A 13,765-nucleotide genomic window follows, 5' to 3' on the forward strand; every position below is an offset into this window, starting at 1 on the left:
CGCTCGCCACCGAGGGCATTTGGGCTTAAGGGCCGCGCCATGCGTCCTTTCTGGGAAACCAAGACCCTGGCGGAGATGAGCCCCGCCGAATGGGAGAGCCTGTGCGACGGGTGCGGCCTGTGCTGCGTGGTGCGGTTCGAGGACGAGGACACCGGCGAGGTGATCCCGACGCGGGTGCACTGCAAGCTGTTCGATCCGCAGGTCTGCGCCTGTTCCGACTACGCCAACCGCAAGGCGCAGGTGCCGGACTGCATCAAGCTGACGCCCGGCAACATCGAGGCGCTGGAGTGGATGCCCAAGTCCTGCGCCTATCGCCGGCTGCATGAAGGGCGGACGCTAGCGGCGTGGCACCATCTGGTGTCGGGCGATCCCGAGACGGTGCATTCGGCCGGCGTGTCGGTGCGCGGGCAGACGATCAGCGAGCTGAGCCTGGCCGAGCCCGAGGACGCGCTGGAGTTCGAAGCGCCGGAATGGGCGGTCGAGCGGGGATAGGCTCCTTCGTTAAGCTCACCCCCGCGAAGGCGGGGTCCAGATGATCCAATGCGTGTCCGGCGCCGGCTGGATCCCGCCTTCGCGGGGATGAGCGGGTGTGTTGAACATGTTCTGGCGGTTCCGGCGAGCGGCGGCAGCGTCGAGCCGATGGCGGCGGGGCCGGGCGTGACGGTCAACATCCGAATGGACGGCGGCGCGCCGAGCCTGCTGAGGTCCGAGGCGCAGATCGCCCAGATGCTGGCGCGCGCCACGGCCTTGGGCGCGCGCCGGCTTTAGGAGAGCGGTTACTCGCCCTTGGGGTTGGGGCCGTATTTGTTGGCGCCGGGCTGGCTGTTTCCGATGCCCATCCAGAGCCAGAAGACCAGGCTGACGAGGCCGGCGATGGCCATGAGGCCGAAGGCCGAGCCGCCGGTAGTCAGCAGCGTTTCCGGGTCCATGGTCGAGACGGCGTTCGGGTTGGTCAGAATCTGCATGCCGAAGGCCGACGCCATCAGGCCGTAGCCGCCGTACATGAGCACCCAAGGGATGACGACCAGCCAGCCGGGCTTGCCCATGTCGTGGAAGCGTTTGAAGCCGATGGCGAAGTGCGGGATCAGCAGGATCAGGCCCGCGTAGAAGCTGATGGCCGGCATGAAGCTGAGGACGATGCCGATGACGAACAGCACGGCCCAGCCGATCCAGAAATGCTTGCGGCGGATCCGGCCCTTGAAGGACAGGAACAGGCCCTTCCAGTCGATCTTGTCGGAGACCGGGGCCTCTTCGCCGCCCACCGCGCCGGCCAGGATCATGATTTGGGTGGCGCGCGAACCGTCCGGCGCGAAATCGGCGCGGACGCCGACGCGGGCGACGCCCGGCGGGTGGATGGCCGAGCGCTCGAATCCGTAGCGGACGCCGTCGTCGCCGCTGATCAGACCGGTGCCGGTCACGTCGTCGTAGCTGAGAATTTCACCGCGCACGCGGATGCCCTCCGATTGTCCCGGCCACCCCCGGCCGTGGGGCGAGCATGGACGAGGCGGCGGTACGTCACAAGACAAGAGGAGACGACATGACCCTGGGCGAGGCGTTTCATGAGGTGCGGCTGCTGGCGCGGCTGGCGTTTGGATCGACGGGCGGGGTGGAGCGGCGCACCGAGGTGGTGACGCTGGCCTCGGGCTTCGAGCGCCGGTCCACGCCGTGGGCGCTGGGTCGCCGGCGATATCTGATCGGGGCCGGTCTGAGGTCGCTGGACGACCTGGCGGCGCTGACGGCCTTTTTCGAGGCGCGGCGGGGGCGGCTGCACGGATTCCGCTTCCGAGATTTCGCGGACTATCGATCGAGCGCGCCGGGCGCGGCGCCTGGCGCAACCGACCAACGGATCGGGACCGGCGACGGCGCAAGCCGGACCTTCCAGTTGACGAAAGCCTACGGCGACGTGGTTCGCGTCATCGCCAAGCCGGTGGCGGGCGCCGTGCGGGTCGCGGTCGACGGCGTGGAGTTGTCTGCGGATCAGGTCGAGATTGAGCCGACCACGGGGCAGGTCACTCTGGCGAGCGCGCCGGGCATCGGCGCGGCGGTGACGGCGGGGTTCGAGTTCGACACGCCGGTGCGGTTCGAGCCGGAGCCGAGGATGATCCAAGTCTATTCGGGGCGAGCGGTTGGTCGAAAGCTGGATTGGGGCGTGGTGGGCATGACGGCTGGGACGAAATCGATCCGCGCAATGTCGGGCCTTGGCGGGCGATGCTGTCGAGCGACGCCGGGCAGCTTGTTCTGGAAGTGGGCGACAGCGGCCTGGAGACAGCCGACCCCTGGCCGGATAGGACGCTCACCGTCGAGGTGTCGGAGTGGGTCGAGGGCGTCGGCTGGGGCGCGCCGGCGCACGCGATCGCCTAGGCGCCCTTTCGATCGGGCCCGCCATGGCCTAACTGACAGGCCTGACTTCCAGCGGAGCAAGGCGAACGTGGCGGGAGACCCCTACAAGGAACTCGGCGTGTCAAAGGGCGCGAGCGCCGAGGACGTCAAGAAGGCCTTTCGCAAGCTGGCCAAGGACCTGCATCCGGACAAGAACCCCGGAGACAAGGCGGCCGAGGAGCGGTTCAAGCGCATTACCGCCGCCTTCGATCTGCTGGGTGACGCCGAGAAGCGAGCCAAATACGACCGCGGCGAGATCGACGCCGATGGACGCGAGCAATACCGCGGTTTCGCGGGAGGCGGCGGCACGGGCGGTTTCGGCGGCGGTCGGGCGCGCCCGGGCGCAGATGGCGGGCCAGGCGGCCGGGCCAGCTTCGACAACATCGACCTGGACGACCTTTTCGGGATGTTCGGCGGACAGGGGCGCCAGCGCGGCGCGCGGGATTTTACCGCGCGGGGTCAGGATGTGCGCGCCACGCTGGAGATCAGTCTTGAGGACTCCATCCTGGGAGTCACGCGCCGCATCCAGTTTTCCGACGGGCGGATGCTGGACGTGATCATTCCCAAGGGCGCGGGAGATGGCCAGGTCATCCGCCTGCGGGGGCAGGGCGCGCCGGGCCGCAACGCCGAGGCGGGCGACGCTCTGATCGAGCTCAAGATCGCTGCCCATCCGCTGTATCGACGCGAGGGCGCGGACCTGGTCGTGGAGGTGCCGGTGTCGGTGCCCGACGCCGTGCTGGGCGGCAAGGTCGAGGTGCAGACGCCCGAGGGCCGGGTCAAGCTGACGGTGCCCAAGGGCGCGAATTCGGGCCAGGTGATGCGTCTGAAGGGGCGTGGCGCCTTTGCGAATGGGCGACGCGGCGATCTGAAGGCGCGATTGCTGGTGACTCTGCCCGAGACACCTGACGAGGCGCTGATCCGGTTCGCCGAGGAGTGGCGGTCCAAGCGGCCCTACACGCCGGGAAGCTGACGGATGGACAAGCCCCGCGCACGGCCGTCGCGGCCGTGGTTTTCGTCCGGCCCGACCGCCAAACGGCCTGGATGGTCGGCGCAGGCCCTGCCGCACGCGCTGCTGGGCCGAGGCATACGCGCGCCGGAGGTGGTGGAGCGGTTTGCACACGGCCTGAGGCTGACGCGCCAGGTGCTGGGCGTGCCGGACAGCCACGTCCTCGCCTATGTGCCGGGTTCCGACACCGGAGCGGTCGAGGCCGCGCTGTGGTCGCTGTTAGGCGCGCGGCCGGTGCAGGTCCTGGCCTTCGAGAACTTCGGCTGGCAGTGGGTCAGCGATATCCGCGAGCATCTGAACCTCGAGCCCGAGGTGCTGGAGGCGCCGTGGGGCGCGCTGCCGGATCTGAGCCGGGTCGATCCGGCCAAGGATGTCGTGTTTCCTTGGAACGGGACGACCTCGGGCGTGCGCGTGCCGAACGCCGACTGGATCGCCGAGGACCGCGAGGGGCTCGCCATCTGCGACGCCACTTCGGCGGCCTTCGCCATGGCCTTGCCCTGGGACCGGCTGGATGTGGTGACCTTCAGCTTCCAGAAGGCGCTGGGGGGCGAGGCGGGCATCGGCGTCGTGGCCCTTTCGCCGCGCGCAGTCGAGCGGCTGGACGCGCACCGCGCGCCGTGGCCGATTCCCAAGGTTCTGAGGCTGCAGGACGACAAGGGCTTCGACCGCAAGCTGGCGACCGGTTCGATGATCAACACCTTCTCGGTCTGGACCCTGGAAGACTGGATCGACGGGCTGGAGTGGGCGCAATCGGTCGGGGGGCTGGACGAACTGATCCGGCGCACCGACGCCAATGCGGCTGCGCTGGGCGAGTGGGTCGAGCGGACGGGCTGGGTGGAGCCTCTGGCTGAGTGGCCGGAAACGCGGTCCACGACCTCGGTCTGTCTGAAGATCGTCGATCCTCGCGTGACCGCGCTGGACGAGGCGGGGCGTCACGCCTTTGTCCGACGGATGAAGGCGCTGCTGGAGGACGAGGGCGCGGCCTTCGACGTGGAGAGCCATCGCAATGCACCGGCGGGCCTGAGGCTGTGGTGCGGCTGCACCGTCGAGGTCGAAGATGTGCGGGCCGCCACGCCGTGGCTGGACTGGGTTTTTGCGGTCGCCGTCGAGGAACTGTCGTAGTTTTACGCCGCCGGGCGCGACAGGGGATGATTCCGCGGCTATAGGCTCGGCCCCGCATCGAGAGCGAAAACGGTCCGGCGGACGAAGTCCGAACGGGCTCAGATGTTCGCTCCAGTCTTGTTAAGCGGAGAACGGTCTTGGCGAACGTCGCAGTGGTCGGCGCCCAGTGGGGCGACGAGGGCAAGGGCAAGATCGTGGACTGGCTGTCCAACCGCGCAGACGTGGTCGTGCGGTTCCAGGGCGGTCACAACGCCGGCCATACGCTGGTGGTCGGCGAGACCGTCTACAAGCTGAGCCTGCTGCCCAGCGGCGTGGTTCAGGGCAAGCCGTCCGTCATCGGCAACGGCGTGGTGGTCGATCCCTGGGCGCTGCTGGACGAGATCGCGCGGATCGAAGCGCAGGGCGTGTCGATCACCCCCGAGGTGCTGATCCTGGCGGACAACGCCTGTCTGATCCTGCCGCTGCACCGCGATCTGGACCAGGCGCGCGAGGCCCAGGCCGGAAAGACCAAGATCGGCACGACTGGCCGCGGCATCGGTCCGGCTTATGAGGACAAAGCGGGACGTCGCGCCATCCGCGTCGGCGACCTGGCGGACCCTGAATCGCTGGACGCCAAGATCGAGCGGCTGCTGGCCCACCACGATGCGCTGCGCAAGGGCCTGGGCCTGGCGGGCGTCGATGCGGCGGCGCTGAAGGCCGAACTGCTGACCATGGCGCCGAAGATCCTGCGCTTCGCCACCCAGCCGGTCTGGCGGATGCTGGAAAAGGCGCGCCGCGACGGTCAGCGCATCCTGTTCGAGGGCGCCCAGGGCACGCTGCTGGACGTCGACCACGGCACTTATCCCTATGTGACATCGTCCAACACGGTGGCGGGGCAGGCGGCGGCGGGCTCGGGCCTGGGCCCGCGCTCGGTCGGCTATGTGCTGGGCATCGTGAAGGCCTATACCACCCGCGTCGGCGAGGGGCCGTTTCCGACCGAGCTGTTCGACGACGACGGCAAGCGCATCGCCGAGCGGGGCCGCGAGTTCGGCACGGTCACCGGCCGGGCGCGGCGCTGCGGCTGGTTCGACGCGGTGCTGGCGCGCCAGTCCATTGCCATCAATGGCATCGAGGGCGTGGCCCTGACCAAGCTGGACGTGCTGGACGGTTTCGCCGAACTGAAGATCTGCACCGGCTATCGCCTGGGCGACGAGACGCTGGATTACCTGCCGGCGGGGCTGAAGGCACAGGAAGGCATCGAGCCGATCTGGGAGACGATCGAGGGCTGGAGCGAGAGCACCCAAGGCGCGCGGTCGTGGAAGGACCTGCCAGCCAACGCCATCAAATACGTGCGCCGCATCGAGGAGCTGATTGGCGCGCCGGTGGCCCTGCTCTCGACCAGCCCTGAGCGGGACGACACCATATTGATGCGCGATCCGTTCGCGGGTTGATCGGCGGATCCGGAAGACGGGCAACGGGCTCTTAACCCGGAGCGGTCATGGTGAGCGGCCCTCTAGGGAGCTGTCCTTGTTCGCCGTTGACGCCCGTACCCTGCAGCGTATCGAGCCCGCCGTTCGGCGGGTGATCGTCGTGGACCCGACGCCCGCATCGGCGCGCTTGATGCTGGACCTGATGAAGAACATCGGCGCGCGCGAAGTGCTTCTGGAAGGTGACGAGGCGCGGGCGTTCGACCTGGCGCGCGACTTCGAGCCGGGCCTGATGCTGATGGAGCGGACCGGCCCCAGTCTGGACGGCGAGAATCTGGCGCGGCGGATCCGGCGATCCAGCCTGGGCTGTCGGCGCATGCCCATCATTATGGTGACGGCCGAGGCGACCGTCTCCACCATCCGTGGCGCGCGCGATTCCGGGGTGCACGAGTTTCTGAGAAAGCCGTTCGCCGCCGCCGACCTGTTCCGGCGCGTGGAGAATGTCGCCCTGAAGCCGCGCCCGTGGGTGGAGGCGGTGGGCTATGTCGGTCCCGACCGCAGACGCTTCAATTCCGGCGAATACGCAGGCCCCCGCAAGCGGCGAGCCGACAACTCGGCGATGCAGGCCGGCCCCGGCGCGGTCAAGGACCAGGCGCTGCGGATTCTGGCCGCCGCCCTGAACCAGTTCGACTCTGATCCGGCCCAGGCGGTTCGAGCCGTGAAGCAGCAGGCCGAGACCCTGAAAGGCCTGGCGCAGAAGACAGGCGACGCCGGTCTGGCGGTGGCTGCGGCGGGACTGGATGGGTATCTGAGCGCGGGCCAGCCGACCAAGGCCGGTCTGGTCGCGCCCATCAACGCCCTGCTGGCCTTGGCCGATCCGGCCGCCGATCTGAGGGCGGCCGGCTAGGCCGAGCCCGAGTCAGGCGTCGACCAGGTTGCGCTCTTCCGCCGCCGCCCGCATGGCCTTCTGAAGCTTTTCGAAGGCGCGGACCTCGATCTGACGCACGCGCTCGCGGCTGACGCCGTACTGGCCGGCCAGCTCTTCCAGCGTGACCGGATCGTCCTTGAGACGACGTTCGGTCAGGATGTGCTTCTCGCGATCGGTCAGCTCTTCCATCGCTTCCTGAAGCAGGCCCATGCGCAGCGACTTCTCCTCGCTGTCGGCCAGCGCGGTCTCCTGGCTGACGGCGGTGTCGTCGGCCAGCCAGTCCTGCCACTCGCTTTCGCCGTCGGCGCGCAGCGGCGCATTCAGCGAGGCGTCGCCGCCGAGACGGCGGTTCATGTTGGTGACCTCTTCCTCGGACACGCCCAGCTTGGTGGCGATGGCGGCGAGGTGCTCGGGACGCAGGTCGCCTTCCTCGAAGGCCGAGATCTGGCTCTTGGCCTTGCGCAGGTTGAAGAACAGCTTCTTCTGCGCGGCGGTGGTGCCCATCTTCACGAGCGACCAGCTGCGCAGGATGTATTCCTGGATCGAGGCGCGGATCCACCACATGGCGTAGGTCGCCAGACGGAAGCCCTTGTCGGGATCGAATTTCTTGACGGCCTGCATCAGGCCGACGTTGCCCTCGGAAATGACTTCGCCGATCGGCAGGCCGTAGCCGCGATAGCCCATGGCGATCTTGGCCACGAGGCGCAGGTGGGACGTGACCAGACGGTGGGCGCTCTCGGCGTCCTGATGTTCAGACCAGCGCTTGGCCAGCATGAACTCTTCGTCCTTGGTCAGCATGGGAAACTTACGGATTTCCGTCAGATAGCGCGACAGTCCCTGTTCAGGCGACATGATGGTGAGCGTGGTGTTGGCAGCCATTAGACCCTGGTCCCTCCGACCCGTGAAATGAGCGGACGTTTCGGTCGGCCACCGAATGTGCGCCTGACCCTCGCCCCTCAACTGGACATCTGGTGATCGGTTTCGCCGATTTCGAGAGGCGAATGGTCACAGGATGCACAGATTGTGGCCGTCTCGCGTCACCTTCTGTCCAGCTAAGCAATTTACTAGCACAGTCGCTGTTGCTTATCAAGGTCCATCCTTTTTGAGAACGGACTAGAGCTCAGCCAGGCGGCGCTCCAGATCGGCCATGTTGGGGGGCAGGTTCGTCTCGAACCGCAGCGTCTCGCCCGTCACCGGATGGACGAAGCCCAGAACGGCGGCGTGCAGCGCCTGGCGCGTCAGGCCAGCTTCACCGATGGCGGCGCGGACAGGAAGGGCGGGACTGCCCGAGCCATAGACCGGGTCGCCCAGGATCGGCGCGCCGACCGAGGCCAGATGCACGCGGATCTGATGTGTGCGCCCGGTGTGCAGGGTGCAGGCGACCCGGCTCGCCATGGGCGCGCCGCCGGGCTTGGCGGGGCGGCCGAAGACCTGCTGGACATTGTAGTCGGTGATCGCCTCGCGGCCCCCGGCCTTGAGCACCGCCATCTTCTTGCGGTCCGACGACGAGCGGCCGATGCGGGTGTGGATGCGGCCCGCCTCGGGGCTGGGCGCGCCGCGGGTCAAGGCGATGTAGGTGCGCTCGATGTCGTGGGTCGCGAACAGGGCGGAGAGGCCGGCGTGGGCGCGGTCAGACTTTGCGGCGACCATGACGCCGGAGGTGTCCTTGTCCAGCCGATGCACGATGCCGGGCCGCGCCACGCCGCCGATGCCCGACAACCCGGCGCCGCAGTGGGCCAGCAGCGCATTGACCAAGGTGCCGTCAGGCGTGCCGGGCGCCGGGTGCGCGGCCATGCCGGCCGGCTTGTCGACGACGATCAGGTCGTCATCTTCGTACAGCACGACCAAAGGGATGGCCTGGGGCGCGGGCAGGGCCGGCGCGATCGGGGGCAGGGCGATGGTGTACAGGCCGGGCTGGGCCTTGGCGGAGCCGCCGGAAACGGCAGCCCCGTCCCGCGTCACGGCGCCCGAGGCCAGAAGGTTCTGAAGACGAGCCCGCGACAGGTCGGGAAAGATTTCGGCCAGCGCCTTGTCCAGCCGCCCGGCCGGGGCTTCGAGGCGGGCTTCAAGGATGTTCGGGGCCGAGATATCGTCGGTCAGCAAAGGTTCATCATCCACAGGATGATCTAGCATCCAGGGACCCCCGGCGCGCAATCTCCGCGCGGGATTGTGGGAGGGACGTGGTGAAATCGCTGCTTCTGGGCGCCGGCGCGATGCTGCTGATGGGCGGATGCGCGAGCATGAACGAGGATCAGTGCCTGGCCGGCGACTGGGGCGGTCAGGGCTATCGTGACGGCCTGCGCGGCTTTCCCATGACGCGGCTCGACGCCCACGCCAAGGCTTGTGGGAAGTACGGCGTCACGCCCGAAGCGCTTCCTTATCAGTCCGCCCGAGAGGACGGCCTGCGCGGCTACTGCCGGCTTGAGAGCGGCTTTGACGCCGGCCGCCGAGGCGAGAGCTACCACGGGGTGTGTCGCCCCGAAGAAGAGTCCGCCTTCCTGCCCGCCTATCGGGATGGGCTTCGGCTGCACGCTGCGGAGTCCGCGCTGGAGTCCGCGCGGTCGGACCTGGACAGCGCCATCGCCTGGATCAACGACCGCGCCGACAAGCTGGCGGCCAAGCAGCGCGAGTTGGGCGAGGACGGCAAGACCGACACCGAAAAAGATCAGATCCGCTCCCGCATCGAAAATGTGCGCGCGGAACTGCGCGACGCCCGGCGACGCGCTCGAGACGCCGAGCGCGCGCTGCACTGGGCCGAAGACGAAGCGGACCGGGTCCGCTTCGAGCTTTCCGGGCGATACCCCGCCTGAGCGGGATCAGGCGGCCAGATCTTAGGCCGCCTGGGCGGTGGCCTTGCCGAAGTGGGGATCCAGTTCGCCCGAGGCGTAGCGCTTGGCCATCTGAGCGGTGGACAGTGGCCGGATCTTGGACGCCTGCCCTTCGCAGCCGAACTGCTGATAGCGCTCGATGCAAAGCTTGCGCATGGCTTCCTTGGCGGGCTTGAGCCAGGCGCGGGGGTCGAACTCGCCGGGCTTTTCGGCCAGCAGTTTGCGCACCGCGCCGGTCATGGCCATGCGGTTGTCGGTGTCGATGTTGATCTTGCGCACGCCGTGCTTGATGCCGCGCTGGATTTCCTCGACCGGCACGCCCCAGGTCTGGGGCATCTGGCCGCCGTACTGGTTGATGATGTCCTGAAGGTCCTGCGGCACGGATGAAGAGCCGTGCATCACCAGGTGGGTGTCGGGCAGGCGGCGGTGGATCTCCTCGATCACGTTCATGGCCAGCACTTCGCCGTCGGGCTGGCGGCTGAACTTGTAGGCGCCGTGGCTGGTGCCCATGGCGATCGCTAGGGCGTCGACCTTGGTGGCGCGCACGAAATCGACCGCTTGGTCGGGGTCGGTCAGCAGGGCCGAGTGATCCAGCTTGCCCTCGAAGCCGTGGCCGTCCTCGGCCTCGCCCATGCCGGTTTCCAGCGAGCCCAGCACGCCCAGTTCGCCCTCGACCGAGACGCCGCAGGCGTGGGCCATCTGGGTGACGCGGCGGGTGACGTCGACGTTGTACTCGTAGCTGGCGGGGGTCTTGGCGTCCTCTTCCAGCGAGCCGTCCATCATCACCGAGGTGAAGCCGTACTGGATGGCGGTGGCGCAGGTCGCCGGGCCGTTGCCATGGTCCTGGTGCATGCAGACCGGGATGTGCGGATACAGCTCGGCCAGGGCGTCGATCAGCTTGGCCAGGACGATGTCGTTGGCGTAGCTGCGGGCGCCGCGCGAGGCCTGGATGATGACCGGCGCATTGACGGCCTCGGCCGCCTCCATGATCGCCAGGCCCTGCTCCATGTTGTTGATGTTGTACGCGGGCAGGCCGTAGCCTTCCTCGGCCGCGTGATCGAGCAGTTGCCGCAGCGTGATGCGCGCCATGAGTAGTCTCCTGAGCCCTTTGATTTTGCCCGTTGTCTAACGCGCGCGCCTCGAAAAGTCACGCAATGTAACAGGCTGGGCTCAGCCTTGGAGCGCCTCGACGCCGGGGAGGGGCTTGCCCTCCATCCACTCCAGGAAGGCGCCCCCGGCGGTGGAGACGAAGGTCATGTCGTCCACTACGTCGGCGTGGTTCAGAGCCGAGACGGTGTCTCCGCCGCCCGCCACGGCGACCAGGGCGCCAGACTTGGCCAGAAGCGCGGCGGCCTTGGCGGCCTTGACGGTGGCGGCGTCGAAAGGCGGCACCTCGAACACGCCCAGCGGGCCGTTCCAGATCAGGGTCTTGGACAGGGCCATGGCCTTGATCAGCTTCTCGACCGTCAGCGGGCCGGCGTCGAGGATCTTCTCGTCGTCGCCGATCTCTTCGCGGGTCAGGACGGTGCGGGTCCCGACGCCCGGCTTGACGTCGGTGGCGATCACCACGTCGATCGGCAGCAGGATTTCGCAGCCCTTGGCCTCGGCCTCGGCCAGGATTTCGCGCGCCGTGTCGGCCATGTCGCGTTCGGCCAGCGAGCCGCCGATGTCGACGCCTTGCGCGAACAGGAAGGTGTTGGCCATGCCGCCGCCGATGGCCAGGCGGTCCAGCCGGCCGACCAAGTTCTTCAGCAGGTCCAGCTTGGTCGAGACCTTCGCCCCGCCGACGATGCCCAGCACCGGCTTGACCGGATTGCCCAGCGCCACGTCCAGCGCTTCAAGCTCGCGCCGCATGGCCTCGCCGGCATAGGCGGGAAGCAGACGCGCCAGGCCCTCGGTCGAGGCGTGGGCGCGGTGGGCGGCCGAGAAGGCGTCGTTGACGTAGAGGTCCCCCAGGTCGGCCAGCTGCTGCGCGAAGGCGGGGTCGTTTTTCTCCTCGCCCTTATGGAAACGCACGTTCTCCAGAAGCACAACGCCGCCGGCGTCCAGATCGGCGATGGCCGTTTTCGCGGCTTCGCCCACGCAGTCGTCGGCGAAGCGCACCGGCGCGCCCAGCAGGGTCTCCAGATCGGCCACGACAGGCTTCAGGCTCATGGCGGGCACGCGCTCGCCCTTGGGCCGGTCGAAGTGCGCCAGAAGCGCCACCTTGGCGCCAGCGTCACGCAGCCGCTGGATGGTCGGCAGGGCCGCGCGCAGGCGGGTGTCGTCGGTGACCTTTCCACTCTCCATCGGCACGTTGAAGTCCACGCGCACCAGGGCGGTCTGGCCCGAGATGTCGCCGGCGTCGTCGAGGGTGCGGAAGGTCATGGAGTCTACCGAGTCATGATGCCGACGCTCAGCAGGAAGAAGGACGCCGTGACGGCCGATGTAGCCGCAACGACGCCGATGAAAATTCTTCCGCCGGACAGGGCGATTTGAGGGGACTCGTATCGCGAACGCGCATGGTCCACGGGCCGAGCATTGATGAAGACCAGCGAAAGCGCAGCGGCGGAGCTTAGAGGCAGCCAGATAGTCGCGAGCCATTGGGCAGCTTCTGCGTCGTATAGGCGACCGACCACCAGGCCGGCCGCCGCGAGAACAAGCAGACCAAATATGCGGCCCGCCAGAAGCATTCTACAAGAACTTCGCCATCACCAGCGCGGTGTCGCTCATGCGCGTCGCGAAGCCCCACTCGTTGTCGTACCAGCTGAGGACGCGAGCCAGCTTGCCGTCGACGACCTGGGTCTGGGGCAGGGCGGCGGTGGAGGAGGCGGCGATGTGGTTCAGGTCGATGGAGACGACCGGGTCGGTGGTGACCGCCAGCACGCCCTTCATCGGGCCGTCGGCGGCGGCCTGAAGCGCGGCGTTGATCTCTTCGACCGTCACCTCGCGGCCGGCCACGACCTTGAGGTCGACGCACGAGACGTTGGGCGTGGGCACGCGGATCGAGGAGCCGTCCAGCTTGCCCTTCAGTTCCGGCAAGACCAGGCCCAAGGCCTTGGCGGCGCCGGTCGAGGTCGGGATCATCGACAAGGCGGCGGCGCGGCCGCGGTACAGATCCTTGTGCATCGTATCCAGCGTCGGCTGGTCGCCGGTGTAGGCGTGGATGGTGGTCATGTAGCCGCGCTCGATGCCGAACAGGTCGTTCAGCACCTTTGCGACGGGCGCCAGGGCGTTGGTGGTGCAGCTGCCGTTCGAGACGACGATGTCGTCGGCGGTCAGGGTTTCGTGGTTGACCTTGAAGACGATGGTCTTGTCCGCGCCGTCGGCGGGCGCCGAGACCAGGACGCGCTTGGCGCCGGCCTTCAGGTGGGCGCTGGCCTTGTCCTTGGAGGTGAAGATGCCGGTGCACTCGAACGCGATGTCGACGTTCAGATCCTTGTGCGGCAGGTTGGCCGGATCGCGCTCGGCGGTGACCTTGATCTTGCCCAGGCCGACGTCGATCCAGTCCTCGCCGTGCTCGACCGTGCCGGGGAAACGGCCGTGGACCGAGTCGTACTTCAGCAGGTGGGCGTTGGTGGACACCGGCCCCAGGTCGTTGATCGCCACCACCTCGATGTCGCGACGGCCGTGCTCGACGATGGAGCGCAGGACGAGGCGGCCGATGCGGCCGAAACCATTGATGGCGACGCGAACGGTCATGGGGCGGTCTCCTGGAAGGGCGTTTTCGTTGGCGCTTCAATGGAACCCTGAGGCCGAGGTTTCAACCCCGCGCCTGTAACAAGCTGTGATCTGCTGTAACGCTCAATAGCCGATCAGGGTCGGGGCGGCCTGCCAGACGATGGCCACGGCCGCCAGACCGGCGCCCAGCATGGCCAGCTGATCGCCGAAGCGCCGGGTCTCGCCCTCGCGCTGCCGGTTCAGCACGCGCCAGCCCGCCGCCAGCAGGACCAGGGCCGCCAGCAGGCACAGGATGCTGAACCCCAGGCCGATCATGCGCCACAGCGGGTCGGCCGCGCGGCTGACCACCTCGCCGATGCTGGCGATGGCGTAGATGCCGACGAAGTGGACCGTCCAGACGATCCAGCCGCTCATCATCCAGATCCAGCGCCGCACC

Annotated in this window: 15 protein-coding genes and 1 pseudogene; 8 read left to right on the plus strand and 8 right to left on the minus strand. The window is 68.1% G+C overall.

All coding sequences use genetic code 11. The features are described 5' to 3' along the window. Positions 1-39 precede the first annotated feature (39 nt). Together ACK4I0_RS03455 and ACK4I0_RS03460 are read left to right on the plus strand one after the other, a co-directional pair. Positions 40-492: a YcgN family cysteine cluster protein gene (locus ACK4I0_RS03455; RefSeq protein ID WP_409608023.1), complete on the plus strand. Its 453-nt coding sequence runs from the start codon at positions 40-42 to the stop codon at positions 490-492. A gap of 48 nt (positions 493-540) precedes the next feature. Beyond that, positions 541-768, plus strand: coding sequence for a hypothetical protein (locus ACK4I0_RS03460; RefSeq protein ID WP_409608025.1), 228 nt, complete (start codon positions 541-543; stop codon positions 766-768). 8 nt (positions 769-776) lie between these two features. Here ACK4I0_RS03460 and ACK4I0_RS03465 read toward each other — a convergent pair whose 3' ends face one another. Beyond that, positions 777-1,448 carry a DUF805 domain-containing protein gene (locus tag ACK4I0_RS03465; protein WP_409608027.1) on the minus strand — a complete coding sequence of 224 codons (672 nt, stop codon included), beginning with the start codon at positions 1,446-1,448 and terminating at the stop codon, positions 777-779. A gap of 89 nt (positions 1,449-1,537) precedes the next feature. Here ACK4I0_RS03465 and ACK4I0_RS03470 point away from each other — a divergent pair. The 5 genes and pseudogenes from ACK4I0_RS03470 to ACK4I0_RS03490 all read left to right on the plus strand — a co-directional run. Beyond that, positions 1,538-2,092: pseudogene (locus ACK4I0_RS03470) on the plus strand (TIGR02217 family protein); the annotation flags it as partial. Between the two features lie 336 nt (positions 2,093-2,428). Next, complete coding sequence (locus ACK4I0_RS03475; RefSeq protein WP_409608099.1) at positions 2,429-3,349, plus strand: DnaJ C-terminal domain-containing protein; 921 nt, start codon at positions 2,429-2,431, stop codon at positions 3,347-3,349. Between the two features lie 3 nt (positions 3,350-3,352). Then, entirely contained in the window at positions 3,353-4,507 is a 1,155-nt protein-coding gene (locus ACK4I0_RS03480) for a phosphoserine transaminase (protein WP_409608029.1), read from the plus strand. A 137-nt stretch (positions 4,508-4,644) separates the two neighbouring features. Beyond that, positions 4,645-5,937 (plus strand): adenylosuccinate synthase, encoded by a 1,293-nt coding sequence (locus tag ACK4I0_RS03485; protein ID WP_409608031.1) that lies wholly within the window; start codon positions 4,645-4,647, stop codon positions 5,935-5,937. 76 nt (positions 5,938-6,013) lie between these two features. Continuing rightward, positions 6,014-6,820, plus strand: coding sequence for a PleD family two-component system response regulator (locus ACK4I0_RS03490; protein WP_409608033.1), 807 nt, complete (start codon positions 6,014-6,016; stop codon positions 6,818-6,820). Positions 6,821-6,832: 12 nt separating this feature from the next. On the opposite strand, the gene rpoH is transcribed toward ACK4I0_RS03490, so the two are convergent. Both rpoH and ACK4I0_RS03500 read right to left on the minus strand, forming a co-directional pair. Beyond that, on the minus strand, positions 6,833-7,720 hold the full coding sequence (rpoH, locus tag ACK4I0_RS03495) for an RNA polymerase sigma factor RpoH (protein WP_409608035.1): 888 nt from the start codon (positions 7,718-7,720) through the stop codon (positions 6,833-6,835). A 234-nt stretch (positions 7,721-7,954) separates the two neighbouring features. Then, positions 7,955-8,974, minus strand: coding sequence for an RluA family pseudouridine synthase (locus ACK4I0_RS03500; RefSeq protein WP_409608037.1), 1,020 nt, complete (start codon positions 8,972-8,974; stop codon positions 7,955-7,957). A 50-nt stretch (positions 8,975-9,024) separates the two neighbouring features. Here ACK4I0_RS03500 and ACK4I0_RS03505 point away from each other — a divergent pair, with 50 nt between their 5' ends. Further along, complete coding sequence (locus ACK4I0_RS03505; RefSeq protein WP_409608039.1) at positions 9,025-9,651, plus strand: DUF2799 domain-containing protein; 627 nt, start codon at positions 9,025-9,027, stop codon at positions 9,649-9,651. A 21-nt stretch (positions 9,652-9,672) separates the two neighbouring features. Here the strand turns inward: ACK4I0_RS03505 and fba are convergent, their stop codons facing one another. The 5 genes from fba to ACK4I0_RS03530 all read right to left on the minus strand — a co-directional run bounded on the left by fba (position 9,673) and on the right by ACK4I0_RS03530 (position 13,764). Then, on the minus strand, positions 9,673-10,758 hold the full coding sequence (gene fba, locus ACK4I0_RS03510) for a class II fructose-bisphosphate aldolase (RefSeq protein ID WP_409608041.1): 1,086 nt from the start codon (positions 10,756-10,758) through the stop codon (positions 9,673-9,675). An 81-nt stretch (positions 10,759-10,839) separates the two neighbouring features. Beyond that, entirely contained in the window at positions 10,840-12,036 is a 1,197-nt protein-coding gene (locus ACK4I0_RS03515) for a phosphoglycerate kinase (protein ID WP_409608043.1), read from the minus strand. A gap of 5 nt (positions 12,037-12,041) precedes the next feature. Beyond that, positions 12,042-12,341 (minus strand): hypothetical protein, encoded by a 300-nt coding sequence (locus ACK4I0_RS03520; protein ID WP_409608045.1) that lies wholly within the window; start codon positions 12,339-12,341, stop codon positions 12,042-12,044. A 1-nt stretch (position 12,342) separates the two neighbouring features. Next, on the minus strand, positions 12,343-13,350 hold the full coding sequence (gene gap, locus ACK4I0_RS03525) for a type I glyceraldehyde-3-phosphate dehydrogenase (protein WP_409608047.1): 1,008 nt from the start codon (positions 13,348-13,350) through the stop codon (positions 12,343-12,345). 102 nt (positions 13,351-13,452) lie between these two features. Beyond that, on the minus strand, positions 13,453-13,764 hold the full coding sequence (locus tag ACK4I0_RS03530; RefSeq protein ID WP_409608049.1) for a hypothetical protein: 312 nt from the start codon (positions 13,762-13,764) through the stop codon (positions 13,453-13,455). Position 13,765: the final 1 nt, after the last annotated feature.

This window comes from Brevundimonas sp., from assembly GCF_046295775.1.
GTDB lineage: Bacteria > Pseudomonadota > Alphaproteobacteria > Caulobacterales > Caulobacteraceae > Brevundimonas.

Coding starts and splice junctions, on each gene's coding strand:
- ACK4I0_RS03455 (WP_409608023.1), top strand. CDS start 40: ATGCGTCCTTTCTGGGAAACCAAGACCCTGGCGGAGATGAGCCCCGCC.
- ACK4I0_RS03460 (WP_409608025.1), top strand. CDS start 541: ATGCGTGTCCGGCGCCGGCTGGATCCCGCCTTCGCGGGGATGAGCGGG.
- ACK4I0_RS03480 (WP_409608029.1), top strand. CDS start 3,353: ATGGACAAGCCCCGCGCACGGCCGTCGCGGCCGTGGTTTTCGTCCGGC.
- rpoH (WP_409608035.1), bottom strand. CDS start 7,720: ATGGCTGCCAACACCACGCTCACCATCATGTCGCCTGAACAGGGACTG.
- ACK4I0_RS03500 (WP_409608037.1), bottom strand. CDS start 8,974: ATGCTAGATCATCCTGTGGATGATGAACCTTTGCTGACCGACGATATC.
- fba (WP_409608041.1), bottom strand. CDS start 10,758: ATGGCGCGCATCACGCTGCGGCAACTGCTCGATCACGCGGCCGAGGAA.
- ACK4I0_RS03515 (WP_409608043.1), bottom strand. CDS start 12,036: ATGACCTTCCGCACCCTCGACGACGCCGGCGACATCTCGGGCCAGACC.
- ACK4I0_RS03520 (WP_409608045.1), bottom strand. CDS start 12,341: ATGCTTCTGGCGGGCCGCATATTTGGTCTGCTTGTTCTCGCGGCGGCC.
- gap (WP_409608047.1), bottom strand. CDS start 13,350: ATGACCGTTCGCGTCGCCATCAATGGTTTCGGCCGCATCGGCCGCCTC.